General features: G+C 68.2%; 13 protein-coding genes and 1 pseudogene. 8 read left to right on the top strand and 6 right to left on the bottom strand.

The features are described 5' to 3' along the window. Positions 1–231: 231 nt before the first annotated feature. Genes BLU62_RS11535 through BLU62_RS11525 form a run of 3 tightly spaced genes read right to left on the bottom strand, consistent with a single transcriptional unit; the run spans position 232 to position 3901 of the window. Positions 232–1521 carry a glycosyltransferase family 4 protein gene (locus BLU62_RS11535; protein WP_074849709.1) on the bottom strand — a complete coding sequence of 430 codons (1290 nt, stop codon included), beginning with the start codon at positions 1519–1521 and terminating at the stop codon, positions 232–234. Beyond that, complete coding sequence (locus BLU62_RS11530; RefSeq protein ID WP_074849707.1) at positions 1518–3080, bottom strand: 1,4-alpha-glucan branching protein domain-containing protein; 1563 nt, start codon at positions 3078–3080, stop codon at positions 1518–1520. Before BLU62_RS11530 ends, BLU62_RS11535 begins: the two co-directional genes overlap by 4 nt. Before the next feature lie 2 nt (positions 3081–3082). Then, positions 3083–3901: a class I SAM-dependent methyltransferase gene (locus tag BLU62_RS11525; RefSeq protein WP_074852846.1), complete on the bottom strand. Its 819-nt coding sequence runs from the start codon at positions 3899–3901 to the stop codon at positions 3083–3085. Positions 3902–4132: 231 nt separating this feature from the next. Between BLU62_RS11525 and BLU62_RS11520 the strand changes: the two are divergent. The 8 genes and pseudogenes from BLU62_RS11520 to BLU62_RS11485 all read left to right on the top strand — a co-directional run bounded on the left by BLU62_RS11520 (position 4133) and on the right by BLU62_RS11485 (position 11757). Next, a pseudogene (locus BLU62_RS11520) lies at positions 4133–4917 on the top strand (electron transfer flavoprotein subunit beta/FixA family protein). A 52-nt stretch (positions 4918–4969) separates the two neighbouring features. Continuing rightward, positions 4970–5926 carry an electron transfer flavoprotein subunit alpha/FixB family protein gene (locus BLU62_RS11515; RefSeq protein WP_074849705.1) on the top strand — a complete coding sequence of 319 codons (957 nt, stop codon included), beginning with the start codon at positions 4970–4972 and terminating at the stop codon, positions 5924–5926. A gap of 175 nt (positions 5927–6101) precedes the next feature. Next, the gene (locus BLU62_RS11510; RefSeq protein WP_244278128.1) at positions 6102–6947 is read left to right on the top strand and encodes a GNAT family N-acetyltransferase; all 846 of its coding nucleotides are present in this window, start codon (positions 6102–6104) and stop codon (positions 6945–6947) included. Continuing rightward, positions 6944–7786, top strand: coding sequence for a lysophospholipid acyltransferase family protein (locus BLU62_RS11505; RefSeq protein ID WP_139180028.1), 843 nt, complete (start codon positions 6944–6946; stop codon positions 7784–7786). Before BLU62_RS11510 ends, BLU62_RS11505 begins: the two co-directional genes overlap by 4 nt. Before the next feature lie 84 nt (positions 7787–7870). Next, positions 7871–8350 (top strand): DUF4334 domain-containing protein, encoded by a 480-nt coding sequence (locus tag BLU62_RS11500; protein WP_074849703.1) that lies wholly within the window; start codon positions 7871–7873, stop codon positions 8348–8350. 55 nt (positions 8351–8405) lie between these two features. Continuing rightward, positions 8406–9626, top strand: coding sequence for a cysteine desulfurase family protein (locus BLU62_RS11495; protein ID WP_074849701.1), 1221 nt, complete (start codon positions 8406–8408; stop codon positions 9624–9626). Then, positions 9626–10744, top strand: a complete 1119-nt coding sequence (gene mnmA / locus BLU62_RS11490; protein ID WP_074849699.1) for a tRNA 2-thiouridine(34) synthase MnmA — start codon at positions 9626–9628, stop codon at positions 10742–10744. Before BLU62_RS11495 ends, mnmA begins: the two co-directional genes overlap by 1 nt. After that, complete coding sequence (locus BLU62_RS11485; protein WP_074849697.1) at positions 10690–11757, top strand: uroporphyrinogen decarboxylase/cobalamine-independent methonine synthase family protein; 1068 nt, start codon at positions 10690–10692, stop codon at positions 11755–11757. Before mnmA ends, BLU62_RS11485 begins: the two co-directional genes overlap by 55 nt. Positions 11758–11776: 19 nt before the next feature. Here BLU62_RS11485 and BLU62_RS11480 read toward each other — a convergent pair whose 3' ends face one another. The 3 genes from BLU62_RS11480 to BLU62_RS11470 all read right to left on the bottom strand — a co-directional run bounded on the left by BLU62_RS11480 (position 11777) and on the right by BLU62_RS11470 (position 15640). Beyond that, a complete protein-coding gene (locus BLU62_RS11480; protein ID WP_074849695.1) occupies positions 11777–13741 on the bottom strand; it encodes an acetoacetate--CoA ligase in 1965 nt (654 codons plus the stop codon). A 100-nt stretch (positions 13742–13841) separates the two neighbouring features. Then, positions 13842–14765, bottom strand: coding sequence for a VOC family protein (locus BLU62_RS11475; protein ID WP_074849693.1), 924 nt, complete (start codon positions 14763–14765; stop codon positions 13842–13844). Further along, on the bottom strand, positions 14762–15640 hold the full coding sequence (locus BLU62_RS11470) for a fumarylacetoacetate hydrolase family protein (protein ID WP_074849691.1): 879 nt from the start codon (positions 15638–15640) through the stop codon (positions 14762–14764). Before BLU62_RS11470 ends, BLU62_RS11475 begins: the two co-directional genes overlap by 4 nt. Positions 15641–15663: the final 23 nt, after the last annotated feature.

Genomic DNA, 15663 nt, shown 5'->3' with positions numbered 1-15663 from the left:
GGCCGGCTGGCCGGAGGTCGTGAAACACAGAAGAACCCGCATCACTGATCGGCAACGGGCTCCACGGAGCACACGCGACGGGCTCGTCACACCCGCGACCCTTGTCCCAGATGAAGTCGCATGCGACACCGCTTCGACTGTGCGACCTCGGCTGAGGTCGTTCACACGGGGCGATGTCGCACGCGACGTCATTCCGGGTGCCGTGCACCGGCTTCGGCTGGTTCTTTCGGATCAGTGCGCGGAGTGGTCGGGTTTCGCCGGGTCTCGCTCCGGCAACGGCCGCATCGGGATGTCTGGTCGCCCGATCGGGTGACGCACGCGGCGTTTGGCGGCGAGATGCACCGACGCGGTGCGTTCGGCGACCTCCGCCCAGGAGAACTCGGCGGTCAGCCGGGCCCGTGCCCGCAGGGCCCGCTGCGCCGCCGCATCCGGGTCCGACAGCGAGGCCCGCACGGCGGTGGCCAGACCTGCCACGTCGGCCGGTTCGAAGGTGAGTCCGGTGTCGGGTTCCTGCACCGCTTCACCCAGGCCGCCGGCGGTCGAGACGATCAGCGGGATACCGGTTGCGGCCGCCTCGAGGGCGACGATGCCGAACGGCTCGTACCGGCTCGGCAGCACGATGGCGTCGCAGCGGTGCATGAGCGTCACCAGTTCGTCGTGGTCGACGGCGCCGACGAACCGCACGGCCTTGCTCACCCGGTGCTTGCGGGCCTGCTCCATCAGCCAGTCGCGCTGCGTGCCCTCGCCGGCGATGGTCAGCGTGGTGCCCGGATGGCTGCGCCGGATGCGGGGGAGCGCGGCCAGCAGATCCTGCACGCCCTTCTCGTACTCGAGCCTCCCCGCGAACAACAACTCCGCGGTACCGATCGTCCGTGTACGAGCCGCGAACGGCCATGTGCGGATGTCGATTCCGTTGTGGATCACCGTGATGTCCGCGGCGTCGTAGGAGAAGAGGCGGTTCACCTCGTCGCGCATGGACGCCGAACACGTGATGAGAGCATCGGATTCGGCGACGAGCCACCACTCGACCGAGTGCACCTGTCGGTTGGTCCGGCCGCTGACCCAGCCGCTGTGCCGGCCCGCCTCGGTGGCGTGGATCGTGGAAACCAGTGGCACGTCGAAGAATTCGGCGAGTGCGATCGCCGGGTGGGCAACCAGCCAGTCGTGTGCGTGCACGACTTCGGGGATCCATCGAGTCGACGAATCCGCGAATGCCCTTTCACCGGCCAGGATCTTGAGTCCGGCGCGGATGAACGCATGGCCCATGGCGAGCGTCCAGGCCATCATGTCCTGACCGAACTCGAACTCCGGCGGATCCTCGGCGACCGCGATCACGCGAACACCCTCGACGACGGTGTCGGTCGTCGGGTGGGAGAGGGCATCGGTGCCCGACGGGCGGCGTGTCAGTACCACCACATCGTGTCCGGCGGCGGCCATCTCGGTGGCAAGGTGATGCACATGCCGGCCGAGGCCACCGACGACGACGGGTGGGTACTCCCACGACACGAACAGCACTCTCATCCCATGTCCCCCTCGCCACCGAACCCCGCGGCATTCATGATCGCGCGCAGTCGGCGCGCGTCGAGTGCGGGGAAGAGATTGTCGGCCCGCGCCCAGTTCTGCGCCAGCATCGTCGCCGCGTCGTCCCGGCCGCGCATCGCGGCGTCGCTGATCTCCCGCGTCGCGTGTGCATGCGTGTGCGCTCGGGAGACAGCGTACTGCGCGGCGGTGTCCTTCGACACCATGAACGGCCAGTCCGAGGACACCGTCAGCAGCGTCTCCCGCACGATCTGATCGGCGACGCGGCTGCGTTCGCCGCCGTCCGCCAGCAGTTTGGCGACGGCGTCGAGGGCCGTCTCCGTCACCTCGGCGTTGAGCGTCACGAGGTGTTCGACCTGCGGACCGTTCCACACCCGCCAGTCCTTGCCTGATCCCCACGACGACGCCGGGAGATCGACCGGCTCGCCGACGAGCCCGGATCGTGTTGCGCCCGCAAGGGTTCCGACCTTCACCCCGACCTCGGGCAGACGACGCAGGACACGTTCGAGCCACACCGGACCCTCATGCCACCAGTGTCCGAAGAGTTCGGTGTCGAAGGCGGCGACCACCAGTGCATCCCGGCCGATGCGTGCCGACTCCTCGATGAGGCGTTCACGGACGTGTCCGACGAAATCCTCGACGTGGCGATCGATCACGGCGTCGACGCGCGCCGGGTCGTAGGGCTTCTTCTCCTCGCCCGGCACCGAGCGGCCGGTGACGCGGAACCGTTTGAGTCCCGATTCGTGGTCGTAGGTGTGGAAGTCGCGGTAGGCGGCGTTCCCGGGGTAGCCCGACTTCGGCGACCACACCCGGTAGCTGACGGTGAGGTCTCGGCCGTAGGCGATGACGCCGCTGTCGCCGACCGGCCGGCCGAGGGCGGTGTCACCGTGCAGGGTCGGGCCGTCGACCATGAAGTGTCCGACACCGGCGCGGGCGTACTCCGCCTCCATGCCCGGTGCGAAGGCGCACTCGGGCGCCCAGATCCCGGCGGGGTCGACACCCCAGCGCGCGTGGGCGTCGGTGAGACCCTCACGAAGGAAGAACATCCGCAGACGCGGATCGAGCAGCGGGGCGAACGGATGCGCGAGCGGTCCGCCGAGGATCTCGGCCACTCCGCTGGAGGCGACGCGCCGGATCAGCGGCGACGCCCCGTGACGCCACTTCGTCTCGAAGGTCTCCAGGGCGCGCTGGGCGGCGAGGTACTCACGGCGCCCGGCGTCGGCGCGGTCGGTGTCGCTCGATGTCGCCGCGTGCATCGCGCGTAGCTGCCAGTCGGCGAGCCACTCGTACATCGACGACGCGCAGTGCGGGTCGTCGAGCTGGGCGGCCAGGACCGGGGTGATGCCGAGGGACACCTGGTCGGTGAATCCGTCGGCGGCCAGGCGCTCGAGCACGTCGAACAACGGCAGATAGGAATCCGCCCACGACTGGTAGAGCCATTCCTCGCCGACGGGCCAGCGCCCGTGATTGGCCAGCCACGGCAGATGCGAGTGCAGGACGAAGGTGAACTGTCCCGGAACCCCGGTGGTGCTGATGGTCATTCTCAGTCCCGGGTCGCCACCGCGAACAGGTCGAGAGAGGCGTCGATGTCTAAGTCGCGCGCGTCGAGCACGGCGAAGTCCTCGGCGGTGACCGCGGCGACGTCGTCGACGAGCTCGGCCGGCCACGGTTCGCCGGCGAGGGCACGCTCGATCTGGGCGTCGATCAGCGACCCGCCCCACTTCTCGTCGAGCGCGGCCAGACGTGGTCCGTGGTGCACGCCGAGCATCGCGTCGAGGGCGAAACCGCCCTCGACGAGCAGTTCGGTGAGTTCGGCGGCGTTCAGCTCACGGGTGTGGAACGGGTTGAGCGGTGTGTCTCGCCCGGGGGAGAAGGTGATGCGGTTGGGGGTCGAGATCAGCAGCCGGCCGCCCGGACGCAGCACTCGGCGGCATTCGGCGATGAACTTGGCCTGGTCCCACAGATGCTCGATCACCTGGAAGTTCACCACCAGGTCCACGGAGGCGTCGGCCAGCGGCAGGTCGATGAGATTGCCCTGGTGGACGACCAGCTCGGGGTAGCGGCGGCGGGTGTGTTCGACAGCCGAGGTGTCGTAGTCGACACAGACCACCGACGACGCCCCGGCGTCGGCGATCATCGCGGCGCCGTAGCCCTCGCCCGAACCGGCTTCGAGGACGTCGCGGCCGGAGCAGCGGTCCAGGATGTGGCGATAGGCGATCTCGTGGCGGCGGAACCAGTAGTTCTCCGCGGGGATGCCCGGAACCGTCCGTTCACCGGTCAGTGCCAGCTGCTGGTCGGTGTCGAGGGCCTCCAGACCGGTCGCCCCGGCCGCAGGTGGAGAACCGAGGTCTGCGTCAGTCACCTGCACGAGCGTAGGGCATGGGCTCGCAGGCTCCGGTTCGTCCCGGCGGCGGAGACTCCGACGAGCGGCCGGTCGCCACGATCGGCGGACTCACCAGCGGGTCCGGTGCTGCATCAAAGTGTGAGGTAGTCGATGTTTAGTGAGAACATAGGAGACGCTAAAGTGGGGAAGACCCATGGCCTTACCCGCCGGTAAGTTGCCGAACCCGACGCAGGAGGTCGACGTAGACCCATGACAAACATTGTCGTACTGATCAAGCAGGTTCCCGACACGTGGTCCGAGCGCAAGTTGTCCGACGGCGACTACACGCTGGATCGCGAGGCTGCTGACGCCGTCCTGGACGAGATCAACGAGCGTGCCGTCGAGGAAGCGCTGAAGATCAAGGAGGCCGACGGCGGCGAGGTCACCATCCTGACTGCTGGTCCCGAGCGGGCGACCGACGCCATCCGCAAGGCGCTGTCGATGGGTGCAGACAAGGCGATCCACATCAAGGACGACCTCCTGCACGGCTCGGATGCGGTCCAGACCGCCTACGTTCTGGCTCGCGCTCTCGGCACCGTCGAGGGTGTCGAGCTCGTCATCGCCGGCAACGAGGCCACCGACGGCCGCGTCGGCGCCATCCCGGCGATGATCGCCGAGTACCTCGAGCTGCCGCACCTCACCCACCTGCGCAAGCTGACCCTCGAGGGCGAGACCCTCAAGGGCGAGCGTGAGACCGACGAGGGCATCTTCCACGTCGAGGCCCAGCTCCCGGCCATCGTCTCGGTCAACGAGAAGATCAACGAGCCGCGCTTCCCGTCCTTCAAGGGCATCATGGCCGCGAAGAAGAAGGAAGTCGCTGTCGTCACGCTCGCCGAGATCGACGTCGAGCCGACCGATGTGGGCCTGGAGAACGCCGGCAGCGTCGTGAACTCCTCGACCCGAAGCCGCCGAAGACCGCGGGCGAGCGCGTCACCGACGAAGGCGACGGCGGCACGAAGGTCGCCGAGTACCTGGTCGGCCAGAAGATCATCTGATCTTCCCCACCAGACAATCCGGCGAACCCCAGACATTCAGGAGATAACCAACATGGCAGAAGTACTCGTGCTCGTGGAGCAGGACGCCGAAGGCGCCCTGAAGAAGGTCACCAGCGAGCTCATCACCGCCGCCCGCGCTCTCGGTACCCCGTCGGCTGTCGTCGTCGGCAAGCCCGGCTCGGCCGACGCGATCATCGACGGCCTCAAGGAAGCCGGCGCCGAGAAGGTCTACGTCGCCGAGTCCGACGACGCGGCCACCCACCTCATCGACCCGCAGGTCGACGTGCTGTCGTCGATCGCCGAGAGCGCCGCTCCGGCAGCTGTCCTGGTCGCGGCTACCGCCGACGGCAAGGAGATCGCCGGCCGTCTGGCCGTGCGTCTCGGCTCGGGCGTCCTCGCCGACGTCGTCGACGTCAAGGAAGGCGGCGTGGGCATCCACTCCATCTTCGGTGGCGCGTTCACCGTCGAGGCCCAGGCCAAGGGCGACACCCCGGTCATCTCGGTCCGCCCCGGTGGCGTCGAGGCCGCTCCGCAGGCCGGTGCCGGCGAGCGTGTCGACGTCGAGGTCCCGGCACCCGCCGAGAACGCCGTCAAGATCACCAAGGTCGAGCCGAACGTCGGTGGCGATCGTCCCGAGCTCACCGAGGCGTCGATCGTCGTCTCCGGTGGACGCGGTGTCGGTAGCGCCGAGAAGTTCTCGGTCGTCGAGGAACTCGCCGATGCTCTCGGCGCGGCTGTCGGTGCTTCGCGCGCGGCCGTCGACTCCGGCTACTACCCGGGCCAGTTCCAGGTCGGTCAGACCGGCAAGACCGTGTCGCCGCAGCTCTACGTCGCCCTGGGCATCTCGGGCGCCATCCAGCACCGCGCCGGCATGCAGACCTCGAAGACCATCGTCGCGGTCAACAAGGACGAAGAGGCGCCCATCTTCGAGATCGCCGATTACGGCATCGTCGGCGACCTGTTCAACGTCGCCCCGCAGCTGACCGAAGAGGTCAAGAAGCGCAAGTGATCACCTGCTGATCACGTGGTACCCACGGTGGCCCCCGACGTTCGCGTCGGGGGCCACCGTGCGTTCGCGGGTCGTTCATCTCACGGTCCGGGTGTATCCCGAGTTCACCGAGGTGGCGCCGACACGACACGTGGACGTGGCCGGGACGACGTCGGAGCTGGCTTTCATTCGGGGCATGAACGCTGTGCAATCCACCGCCTCTGCTCCGCGCAACACCGGTGTGTCGACCACACTGCTGACGGCCGGCCCGGTCCGGGTCATCATCTCCGACGACCCGGCCGACATCGTTGCCGCCCAACGCCTTCGGTACCGGGTGTTCGCCGACGAGCCCGGCTTCTCCAACCGCATCGGTGACGCCGTCGCCGAACGCGACGCCGACCGTTTCGACGCCTTCTGCGAACACCTCGTCGTCCGGCACGACGAGCACGGGATCATCGGGTGCGCACGGTTGCTCGCGCCGCCGCGAGCGATCGCGGCCGGCGGTTGGTACTCGTCCACCGAGTTCGACCTTCGCGAGATGTCCGACATCGTCTCCGAGACGGTCGAACTGGGCCGGGCATGTGTTCACGCGGAGCACCGCGACGGGTCGGTCACCGCGCTCATGTGGGCGGCCCTGCTGCAGTACATGGATCAGGCGGGTTACCGCTACCTGATGGGCTGCGTCTCGGTGCCCCTGCACAGCGCGGGGGAGTGGATGCCCGGTTCGGTGCTGCGCGCGGTGCGCGATCGGCTGCGCGAGGACTACCTCGACCCCATCCGCCGGGCCCACCCGCTGAGCCCCCCGCGCGTCGGCGGACGACTGCTCGACGACGTCACGCCGTCGGACACCATCGGCATGCCGCCGCTGCTGCGTGGGTACCTGCGGATGGGTGCCCTCATCTGCGGTGAGCCCGCCGTCGACGACGTCTTCGATGTCGCGGACTTCCTCACGGTGCTCGATCGGGAGGGCACCAACAAGCGCTACCTCGACCGTCTGCGATCGAGTGCTCAGCGCCTCGGATCGGCGGCGTCGTCGCGATGACCGCGCTCCTGGCCGGTCCGGCAGCCCCGGAACGACACCCGTGGTTCCCGGTCAGCACGTGCGGGGGCGACTGCCTCGGTCCGCGGGCCACGAAGCGGGTTCTCGACGCGGCGGTCATGAGCTGGCGGCTCTGTCGTCTCGGCGCGGTCGTCGGCTGGATCATCGGCATACTCGTTGCCGACGAGGCGATGGCGCGCCTCCGGGGACGGCCGCGGCGACCGTTGCGCGCGCGGGCTTCGGGTCCGTTGCTGGCCGCACTCGGCATCGGCGTCGTCATCGAGGACCGGCGACGAGACCCGCGTGCGACCGGACTCATCGTCGCCAACCACATCTCGTTTCTCGACGTCCTCGCTCTGGCGCTGGTGAGCTCGGCACATGTGGTGGCGAAGTCGGACGTCGTCGACATGCCCGTGGTAGCGCGGATCGCGCGGCGATTCGGCGTGATCGCCGTCGACCGTGGAACGCTGCGCGGACTCCCGGCCGCGGTGGGCGGTGTCTCGTCCCGCCTGGCCGCAGGTTCGTCGGTGATCGTGTTCCCGGAGGGCACGACGTTCTGCGGCCGCACCGGCGGCGAGTTCCGGCCGGCGTTCTTCCAGGCCGCCGTCGACGCCGGGGTGCCGGTGTTCCCGGTCCGCCTGCGCTTCCTCGGGCCGGACGGACATGCCGCCACGGCCCCGAGTTTCATCGGCGACGACTCGCCCCTCGACACCTTGCGCAGAGTGCTCCGGGCACGCGGCCTGACCGCGGCCGTCCGCCTCGAACCCGCCGAATCGCCGGGGACCGACCGTCGTGAACTGGCCCGGCGATGCGAGCGCGTGCTGAGCTCCGGCGGAAAGTGAAATCGATCGTTATCTGATATAGGTTCCTTCGGAGCGGCCGGGTATGTGGCCGAGGAGATCGCCGTATGTCGAAGGAGTCCGACGATGACGTCCACCATGACCCGAGAAGCGGCCCGCGCCAAATTCTTCGAGCTGCGGGACGCGGAAGGCCTCGTCGACGACGCGGTCCTCGACACCGTGTGGGCGGGACTCGCGACGCTGCGTCCAGAGGAGATGTTCGGCGCCTGGAAGGGCGGCGAGTTCACCACCGGCCACGCCGTCAACGGCGTACTGGGAAAGGCCAACTGGTTCGGTAAGACCTTCACCTCGCGCAGTGATGTGCAGCCGCTGGTCTGCCGGGACGAGAACGGCAAGCTGTTCTCCAACGTCAAGCTCGGCAAGGGCGAGGCGAGCCTGTGGGCGATCGAGTTCCGCGGCGAGATCACCGCGTCGATGATCTACGACGGCCAGCCGATCGTCGATCACTTCAAGCGCGTCGACGACACCACCGTCATGGGCATCATGAACGGCAAGGGCGGCGTCGTCGACGGACGTCACCTGTACTTCTACCTCGAACGCGTCTGACGGCAGGAACGCGCGGAATTTGTCGACGTCGGCCGCGCGTTTATCCTTGCTAGCGATGCCTCTGTCAACCCGCGTGCCGCCGCGCACGTCCGTCTACCTCGACCACGCTGCTTCGACGCAGATGCTGCCCGAAGCCGTCGAGGCGATGACGGCTGTCTTCGGCGACCCGGGTAACGCGTCCTCGCTGCACGGATCAGGCCGGACCGCCCGACGCCGCCTCGAGGAGGCGCGCGAGGCGATCGCCGCCGCGCTCGGTGCGCGACCGTCGGAGGTCATCTTCACCGGCGGGGGTACCGAAGCCGACAATCTCGCGGTCAAGGGCATCTATTGGGCCCGACGCCGCGCCGACGAACAGCGTCGTCGCATCATCGTGTCCGCGGTCGAGCACCACGCCGTTCTCGACCCCGCGCAGTGGCTCGCCGCCGACGCCGGAGCCGAGTTGGTGGTGTTGCCCGTCGACGCCGACGGAGTGGTGTCACCCGCCGATCTCCGTGCCGAGCTGGAGGCGCACGCCGATCAGACGGCTCTCATCTCGGTCATGTGGGCCAACAACGAGGTGGGTTCCATCCAGCCGATCGCCGAGATCTCGGCACTCGGGGCCGAGTTCGGTGTACCGGTGCATTCCGACGCCATCCAGGCCGCCGGTCATCTGCCGATCGACTTCGCGGCCAGCGGACTCTCGGCACTGAGCATCGCCGCCCACAAGTTCGGCGGCCCCCAGGGCGTCGGTGCGCTCCTGCTCGGTCGGGAGGTCGCCTGCGTCCCGCTGCAGCACGGCGGTGGCCACGAACGTGACGTGCGGTCGGGCACGCAGGACGTCGCCGGTGCCGCCGGCATGGCTGCCGCGCTGACCTGGGGCGTCGAGCACATGGACGAGAACACCACCCGCGTACGCGCCCATGCGTCGCGGCTCGCCGAGATCCTGCTCGGCGTCGAGGGCACGGTACGCAACGGCGCGGACGCCGACGCACGCCTGCCCGGCAACGTCCACGTCTCCTTCGCCGGTTGCGAGGGGGACTCCCTGTTGATGCTCCTCGACGCCAAGGGCATCGAGTGCTCCACCGGTTCCGCCTGCACGGCGGGTGTCGCGCAGGCCAGCCACGTCTTGCTCGCCATGGGACTCGACATGGCCGACGCCCGGTCGTCGCTGCGCTTCTCGCTCTCCCACACGACCACCGACGCCGACATCGACGCGGTGGCCCAGGTCATCGACGAGGTCGTGGATCGTGCTCGCGCCGCCGGCCTCGTCTCCGCACCCGGCGGAAAGGTTCTGTGATGCGCGTACTGGCAGCGATGAGCGGCGGCGTCGACTCGGCGGTGGCGGCCGCACGTGCCGTCGAGGCCGGCCACGAGGTCGTCGGCGTCCATCTCGCGCTCTCGACCGCGCCGGGCGCCCTGCGCACCGGGTCGCGCGGCTGCTGTTCGCGGGAGGATGCCTCCGACGCCCGTCGTGCCGCGGACGTGCTCGGAATCCCGTTCTACGTCTGGGATTTCGCCGACCGGTTCAAGGACGACGTCATCGACGAGTTCGTCGAGGCCTACGCCGCCGGGCGCACGCCCAACCCGTGCCTGACATGCAACGAGAAGATCAAGTTCGCCGCACTCGCAGACAAGGCGATCGCACTCGGCTTCGATGCACTCGCCACCGGTCACTACGCGCAGCTCGTGGACGGCGAACTGCGCCGGGCGGTCGACGACGACAAGGACCAGTCCTACGTGCTCGCCGTCCTGACCCGTGAGCAGCTCTCCCGTGCGCTCTTCCCGATCGGGGACACCCCGAAGAGCGAGATCCGGGCCGAGGCCGCGCGACGCGGTCTAGCCGTGGCCGACAAGCCCGACTCGCACGACATCTGCTTCATCCCCAGCGGTGACACCCGCGCGTTCCTCGGTTCCAAGATCGGGATTCGTCCGGGCGCGGTGGTCGACGCCTCGTCCGGCGAGCGTCTGGCCGACCACGACGGTGTCCACGGCTTCACCATCGGACAGCGCAAGGGCCTCGGCATCGACGCCCCCGCCGCGGACGGCAAGCCCCGCTACGTCACCGAGATCGACCCGGAGTCGGGCACGGTCACGGTCGGAACCGCAGCAGACCTGCAGGTCTGGGGCATCACCGCGACCCGTGCGGTCTGGACGTCGGGCATCACCCCCGACGAGCCGTTCGAGGCGATGGTCCAGGTGCGCGCCCATGGCGGGCTCGCACCGGTGAGGGCGACCCCGACCATCGTCGCCGGCGAACCCGCGATCGACATCGTCCTGCACGAGCCGCTGACCGGCGTCGCACGCGGTCAGGCGGCCGTCCTGTACCTGCCCGACGCGGAGCGCGGAGACCAGGTCGTCGGATGCGGTCGTATCGCGTCCACCTCGTCGCAGCCGACCGCCGTCGCGACCCGGTGACCACTTCCGGTCTGCCCACCGGCGTCGGAACCGGCGTGGGCTCGATGCCCGGCGCCGACCCGCGCGCGGCAGCGGCGGTGGTCAACGGCGAACTCGACCTCGCCCACCTCGTCGAGCTTCCCGGTCGTGGACTGGGCTCCGATCTGATCGGCCGGATGGCCGCGATCCTCGTCGACCTCCCGATGGACACCGCGATCTGGGGATACCGTCTGGCGCAGCGGGAGTCCCAGCTGACGCGACGGGCCCGGGACTTCCTCAAAGAGGATCTCGACGTCGTCGAGGAGCTGTGGGAGACAGCGGGATTCGTCGGCACCGGCCGACCGTTCAAGGTCCAGGTCGCCGGTCCGTTCACCACGTCGGCCTCGGTGGAACTGCCCAACGGTCATCGTGTGCTGAAGGATCCGGGCGCGGTCCGCGACATCGTGGCGTCGACCGCGGAAGGGCTTCGCGAACACGTCGGCGAGGTCACCCGGCGCCTGGGCGCCCGGGTCGTGGTCCAGATCGACGAACCGATGATCGGCCGGGTCATCGACGGAACCGTCAAACCCCTCACACGATTCGACCCGATACGCGCCATCCCGGCGATCGAGGCGGCGCGGGCCCTCACCGAGCTGATCGGACTCCTCGACGTGCCGGTGGTGCTCCACGACTGCAGCCGGCCGCGCTGGGACCTCCTCGAACACCTTCGGGGAGTGGCATATTCGATCGACGTCACCGCTCCCACCGACGCCGACCTCGACGGCATCGGGATGCTGATCGACCGCGGGGACGTGCTGGTCGCCGGCCGGGTGCAGTCCACCGCGCCGAAGCATCCGGTCAACGCCGACACCGTGGCGACCGGCCTCGCCGCGATCACCGACCGCATCGGCCTCAACCGGAAAGTGTTGTCGGAGAACGTCGTCGTCACACCCACCTGCGGGTTGGCCGGGGCGTCGGAGAGCTGGGCGAAGACGGCGCTCTCGGTCTGTGCCGCGGCGGGTCAACTCCTCGCCGGCGACCCGACTGCGTTGTAGCGAGTTCCGCTACCCATGGTCACCTCGGGGACTTCGACGTGACCGCGAAACGACGAAAATGGTCGAGGGCTTCGGGATCGTCGACGGTGTCGACGCCGATCACCTGACTCGACGGCCGACCCTGGATGAGTCGTTTCACCGGGATCTCTAGTTTCTTGCCGGTCCGGGTGTGCGGAATGGCGGGCACGTCGATGATGTCGTCGGGAACGTGCCGAGGCGATGCATGGGTGCGGAGTTCCTCGACTATCCGCCGGCGCAGGTTATCGTCGAGCACGTGGCCGTCCGCCATGACGACGAACAACGGCATCCAGTATTTGTCTGCGTCGAGTTCGACGCCGACGACGAGGGATTCGCGGATCTGTGCCAGAGCGTCGACCACCTCGTAGATGTCGGCGCTGCCGAGTCTGACGCCCTGTCGGTTGAGTGTCGCGTCGGATCGACCGGAGATGATGACCGAACCGCGGTCGGTGAGGGTGATCCAGTCACCGTGGCGCCATACACCGGGGTAGGTGTCGAAGTAGGCGTCCCGGTAGCGATGTCCGTCGGGGTCGTTCCAGAAGGCGACGGGCATCGACGGCATGGGGGAAACGATCACCAGTTCACCGACCTCGTCGATCACGCTCTTACCCAGGTCGTCCCACGCCTGCAGGTTCACCCCGAGCAGCGGTGCGGAGATCTCACCCGGCCAGATGGGCGTGGTGGGCGCGGAGCCGGCGAAACCGCTCACCACGTCGGTACCGCCGCTGGTGGACGCGAGCTGGATGGACGCTCCCACATTGTCGCGCACCCAGTGGTAGGCATGTGCGGGTAGCGGCGCGCCGGTGGAACCGATGGCCCGCAACGACGACAGGTCGAGGTCGACGCGGGGCCGTATGCCTGCCTTCTCGCTCGCTGCCAGATAGCCCGGACTCAGTCCCATCATCGTCACCCTGTGCTCGGCGACGATGTTCCACAATCGTGCCGGGTCAGGGTGGGTCGGAGCGCCGTCGTAGAGGACGACCGTGCTGCCGACCAGCAAGCCGGACGCCACGAGATTCCACATCATCCAGTTGGTCGTTGTGTACCAGAAGAAGCAGTCTCCTTCCCCGAGATCGTTGTGTAGTCCGAGGAGCTTCAAGTGGTCGAGCGTCACGCCGCCATGCGAGTGCATGATGCCTTTCGGCGCACCGGTTGTGCCGGATGAGAACAGGACCCACAGCGGTTCGTTGAACTCGACCCGCGTGAACACGGGTTCGCGGGGATGCGAGATGACGTCATCCCACCTCGACAGCGTCGAATTCCTGTTCGCTGCGGCAGTATCCAAGGTCTGCACGTGCAAGACCCCACGCAGGTGAGGCATCTGGGACATGAGCTGTGCGACGTCGTCCCGTCGATCGTGTGCGACGCCGTTCCAGTGGTAACCGTCGTCGGCGATCAGAACCACGGGGTCGAGTTGTGCCAGGCGGGCACCGGCGCCGGCGGCCCCGTAGTCCTGGCCGCACGCCGACCAGATCGCCCCCGACGCCGTTGTCGCCAGCATGCAGACGAGCGCGGGAAGCGAGTTCGGTAGGTAGCCGACCACCCGGTCACCCCGGGTGACACCGTGATCCCGCAGCCACTGCTGGACAGCGCCGACCATGCCGCGGAGTTCGTCTCGGGACACGTGCGTTGTGGTGCCGGCTTCGTCGACGGCGATCACCGCGGCGGCGGAACCTCGCCGGCGCAGCGCGTGTTCCGCATAGTTGATGTGGGCTCCCGGAAACCATTGCGCGCCCGGCATCGTCGGATCGGGGAGGATGTCGTCGGGCACGTCGTCGACGAGTACGTCGAAGTGGTCGACAACGCTGGACCAGAACGCGGCCGGCTGGTCCACCGACCAATGCCACAGGTCGCGATAATCCCGAACGTGCTGTCCGGTCGAGGATTCGACACGCTCGGCGAACTCTCCGATGTGCGAGGCGGAGACGGCGTCGGGTTGCCAGATCGGCGGTGGCGAGCATGACATGCGAAGTCCTCAGGGGTGCAGGGATGCGGGAGTGCGGGAGCCGGCGACCGACCACCGGCCCGGTAGAACGCGGAGTTCGCCGGGCCGGTGGCGGTGTCGATCAGACCGCGCTGTGGGCGCCGGTCATCAGGGAGGCGAGATCTTCAGGTGCGAGGAACGACGGCGGCGGGGGCGGGCCCCAGCTGAACAGTCCCTTCGCGCCTTCGACGACTTCGGGAGTCCACAGCTGATCGTCGACGATCGAATCCATGTCGGAGTAGTACTCACTGAAATTGCCCGCCGGATCCTTGAGGTACCAGAAGAAGTTGGATCCTGCGTAGTGGCGGCCGAGACCCCAGACGTGGCGGTCGGGATCGGCTTCGAGCATGCGCATCGCGCCGCGGCCCACCTCGTCGACATCGTCGACCTGCCACGACGTGTGGTGCAGGAAGTTCACCGGCGACTGCTGCACGAGAACATTGTGGTGGTCGGTGGAACAGCGGAGGAACGCCGCGAGGCCGGGGACCTCGTCGCTGATCTTGAAGCCGAGACCGTGGGTGAAGAACCGTTGGGTGACCACGTGATCGGTGCTGCCGAGGACGGCGTGTCCCAGCTTCCGCGGCCGGATCGCGTCGTCGCGGAGTACCCCGGGCGCGCGGCCGGTGCCGCGATCGATCCGGCCGGGACCGTTGTACGGCGTCGGGTCGACGGGGCGCTGGGTGATGCGCGGTTGCACGTCGACCGTCACGGTCACCTCGGTGGCCACCTCGATCGCGGTGACCTGAGAGGCGTTGCGACGGAACGGGATGTCGAGCTCGGACAGGTTGTGCGCAATGCGATCGAGGTCATCGGGATGATCGGCGCCGATGGTCATCGCGACCAGGCGCCGCGCTGGGGTCTCGACGATGCGGAGCTGGCGGCCACCATCGGTGGTGGAGAACCAGCCGTCGGCTTCGGGAGTGAGTCCGAATTCGTCGTAGTACTCAGCGGTCTGCGCGACATTCGGCACACCGATGGTGACCGAGGCGAGTCGATGGAGAGTCATGGTGTGTCCTCGTGGGATGCGATGAAGGTCTGGTGGAGTTCGCCGATTCCGGTGATCCAACTGTCGAGCTGCTCGCCGGGGGCGAGGAATCGTTTCGGGTCACGGGCTGCGCCGACTCCCGCGGGTGTCCCGGTGAAGATGACGTCGCCGGGATAGAGAGTGACATTGCGGGAGAGCTCGGCGACGAGTGCGGGAACCGGGAAGATGAGATCGCGGGTGCGTCCCTTCTGCATGCCCTCACCGTCGATGGCGCAACCCAGTTCGAGGTCGTCGGGATCGGGGAGGTGGTCGGGTGTGACCAGCCACGGTCCCTGCGGCGAGAATCCCGGATGCGACTTCCCGAGCCCGAACTGGGGTGCCGGACCGCGCAGTTGGCCGACCCGTTCGGAGATGTCCTGACCGACTGTCAATCCTGCGATGTGGTTCCACGCGTCGCCCGCACCGACGCCGCGTGTTTCGCGACCGATGACGACGACCAGCTCGACCTCCCAGTCGACGGAACCGCCTTCGGGGATCGTCACCGTGGTGTCCGGTCCGGAAAAGCTGGACACGTACTTGGTGAACACCGGCGGAAGGTGGGTGGGGGAGTCGAAGCCGGACTCCGACGCATGTGAGTCGTAGTTGAGTCCGACGGCGAAGACCTGCCGCGGTGCTGGCGACGGGGCGCCGAGGAGGGAGCGGTCGATCTCGACGGGCTCGGCGTCGGAGATGTCGGAATCGGCTGCCCACGTGATGAATGCGGTCCAGTTGTCGTAGAGAGAATGGAGATCAGGGCCAAAGCGGCCGCCGGAGGCGGTGGCGACATCGATGCCGTGCTCGGCACCGTTGTCGCCGGTCACCAGGGTTGCGCGACCATCGTGGTTTGCGATTCGCATGAGTGTTTGTGCTCCTCAGAAGT

It is taken from the genome of Gordonia westfalica (assembly GCF_900105725.1).
In the GTDB taxonomy this organism is placed as follows: Bacteria; Actinomycetota; Actinomycetes; order Mycobacteriales; family Mycobacteriaceae; genus Gordonia; species Gordonia westfalica.
The sequence above is the reverse complement of the archived record's forward strand: the minus strand, read 5'-3'. Positions and strand labels throughout refer to the sequence as shown.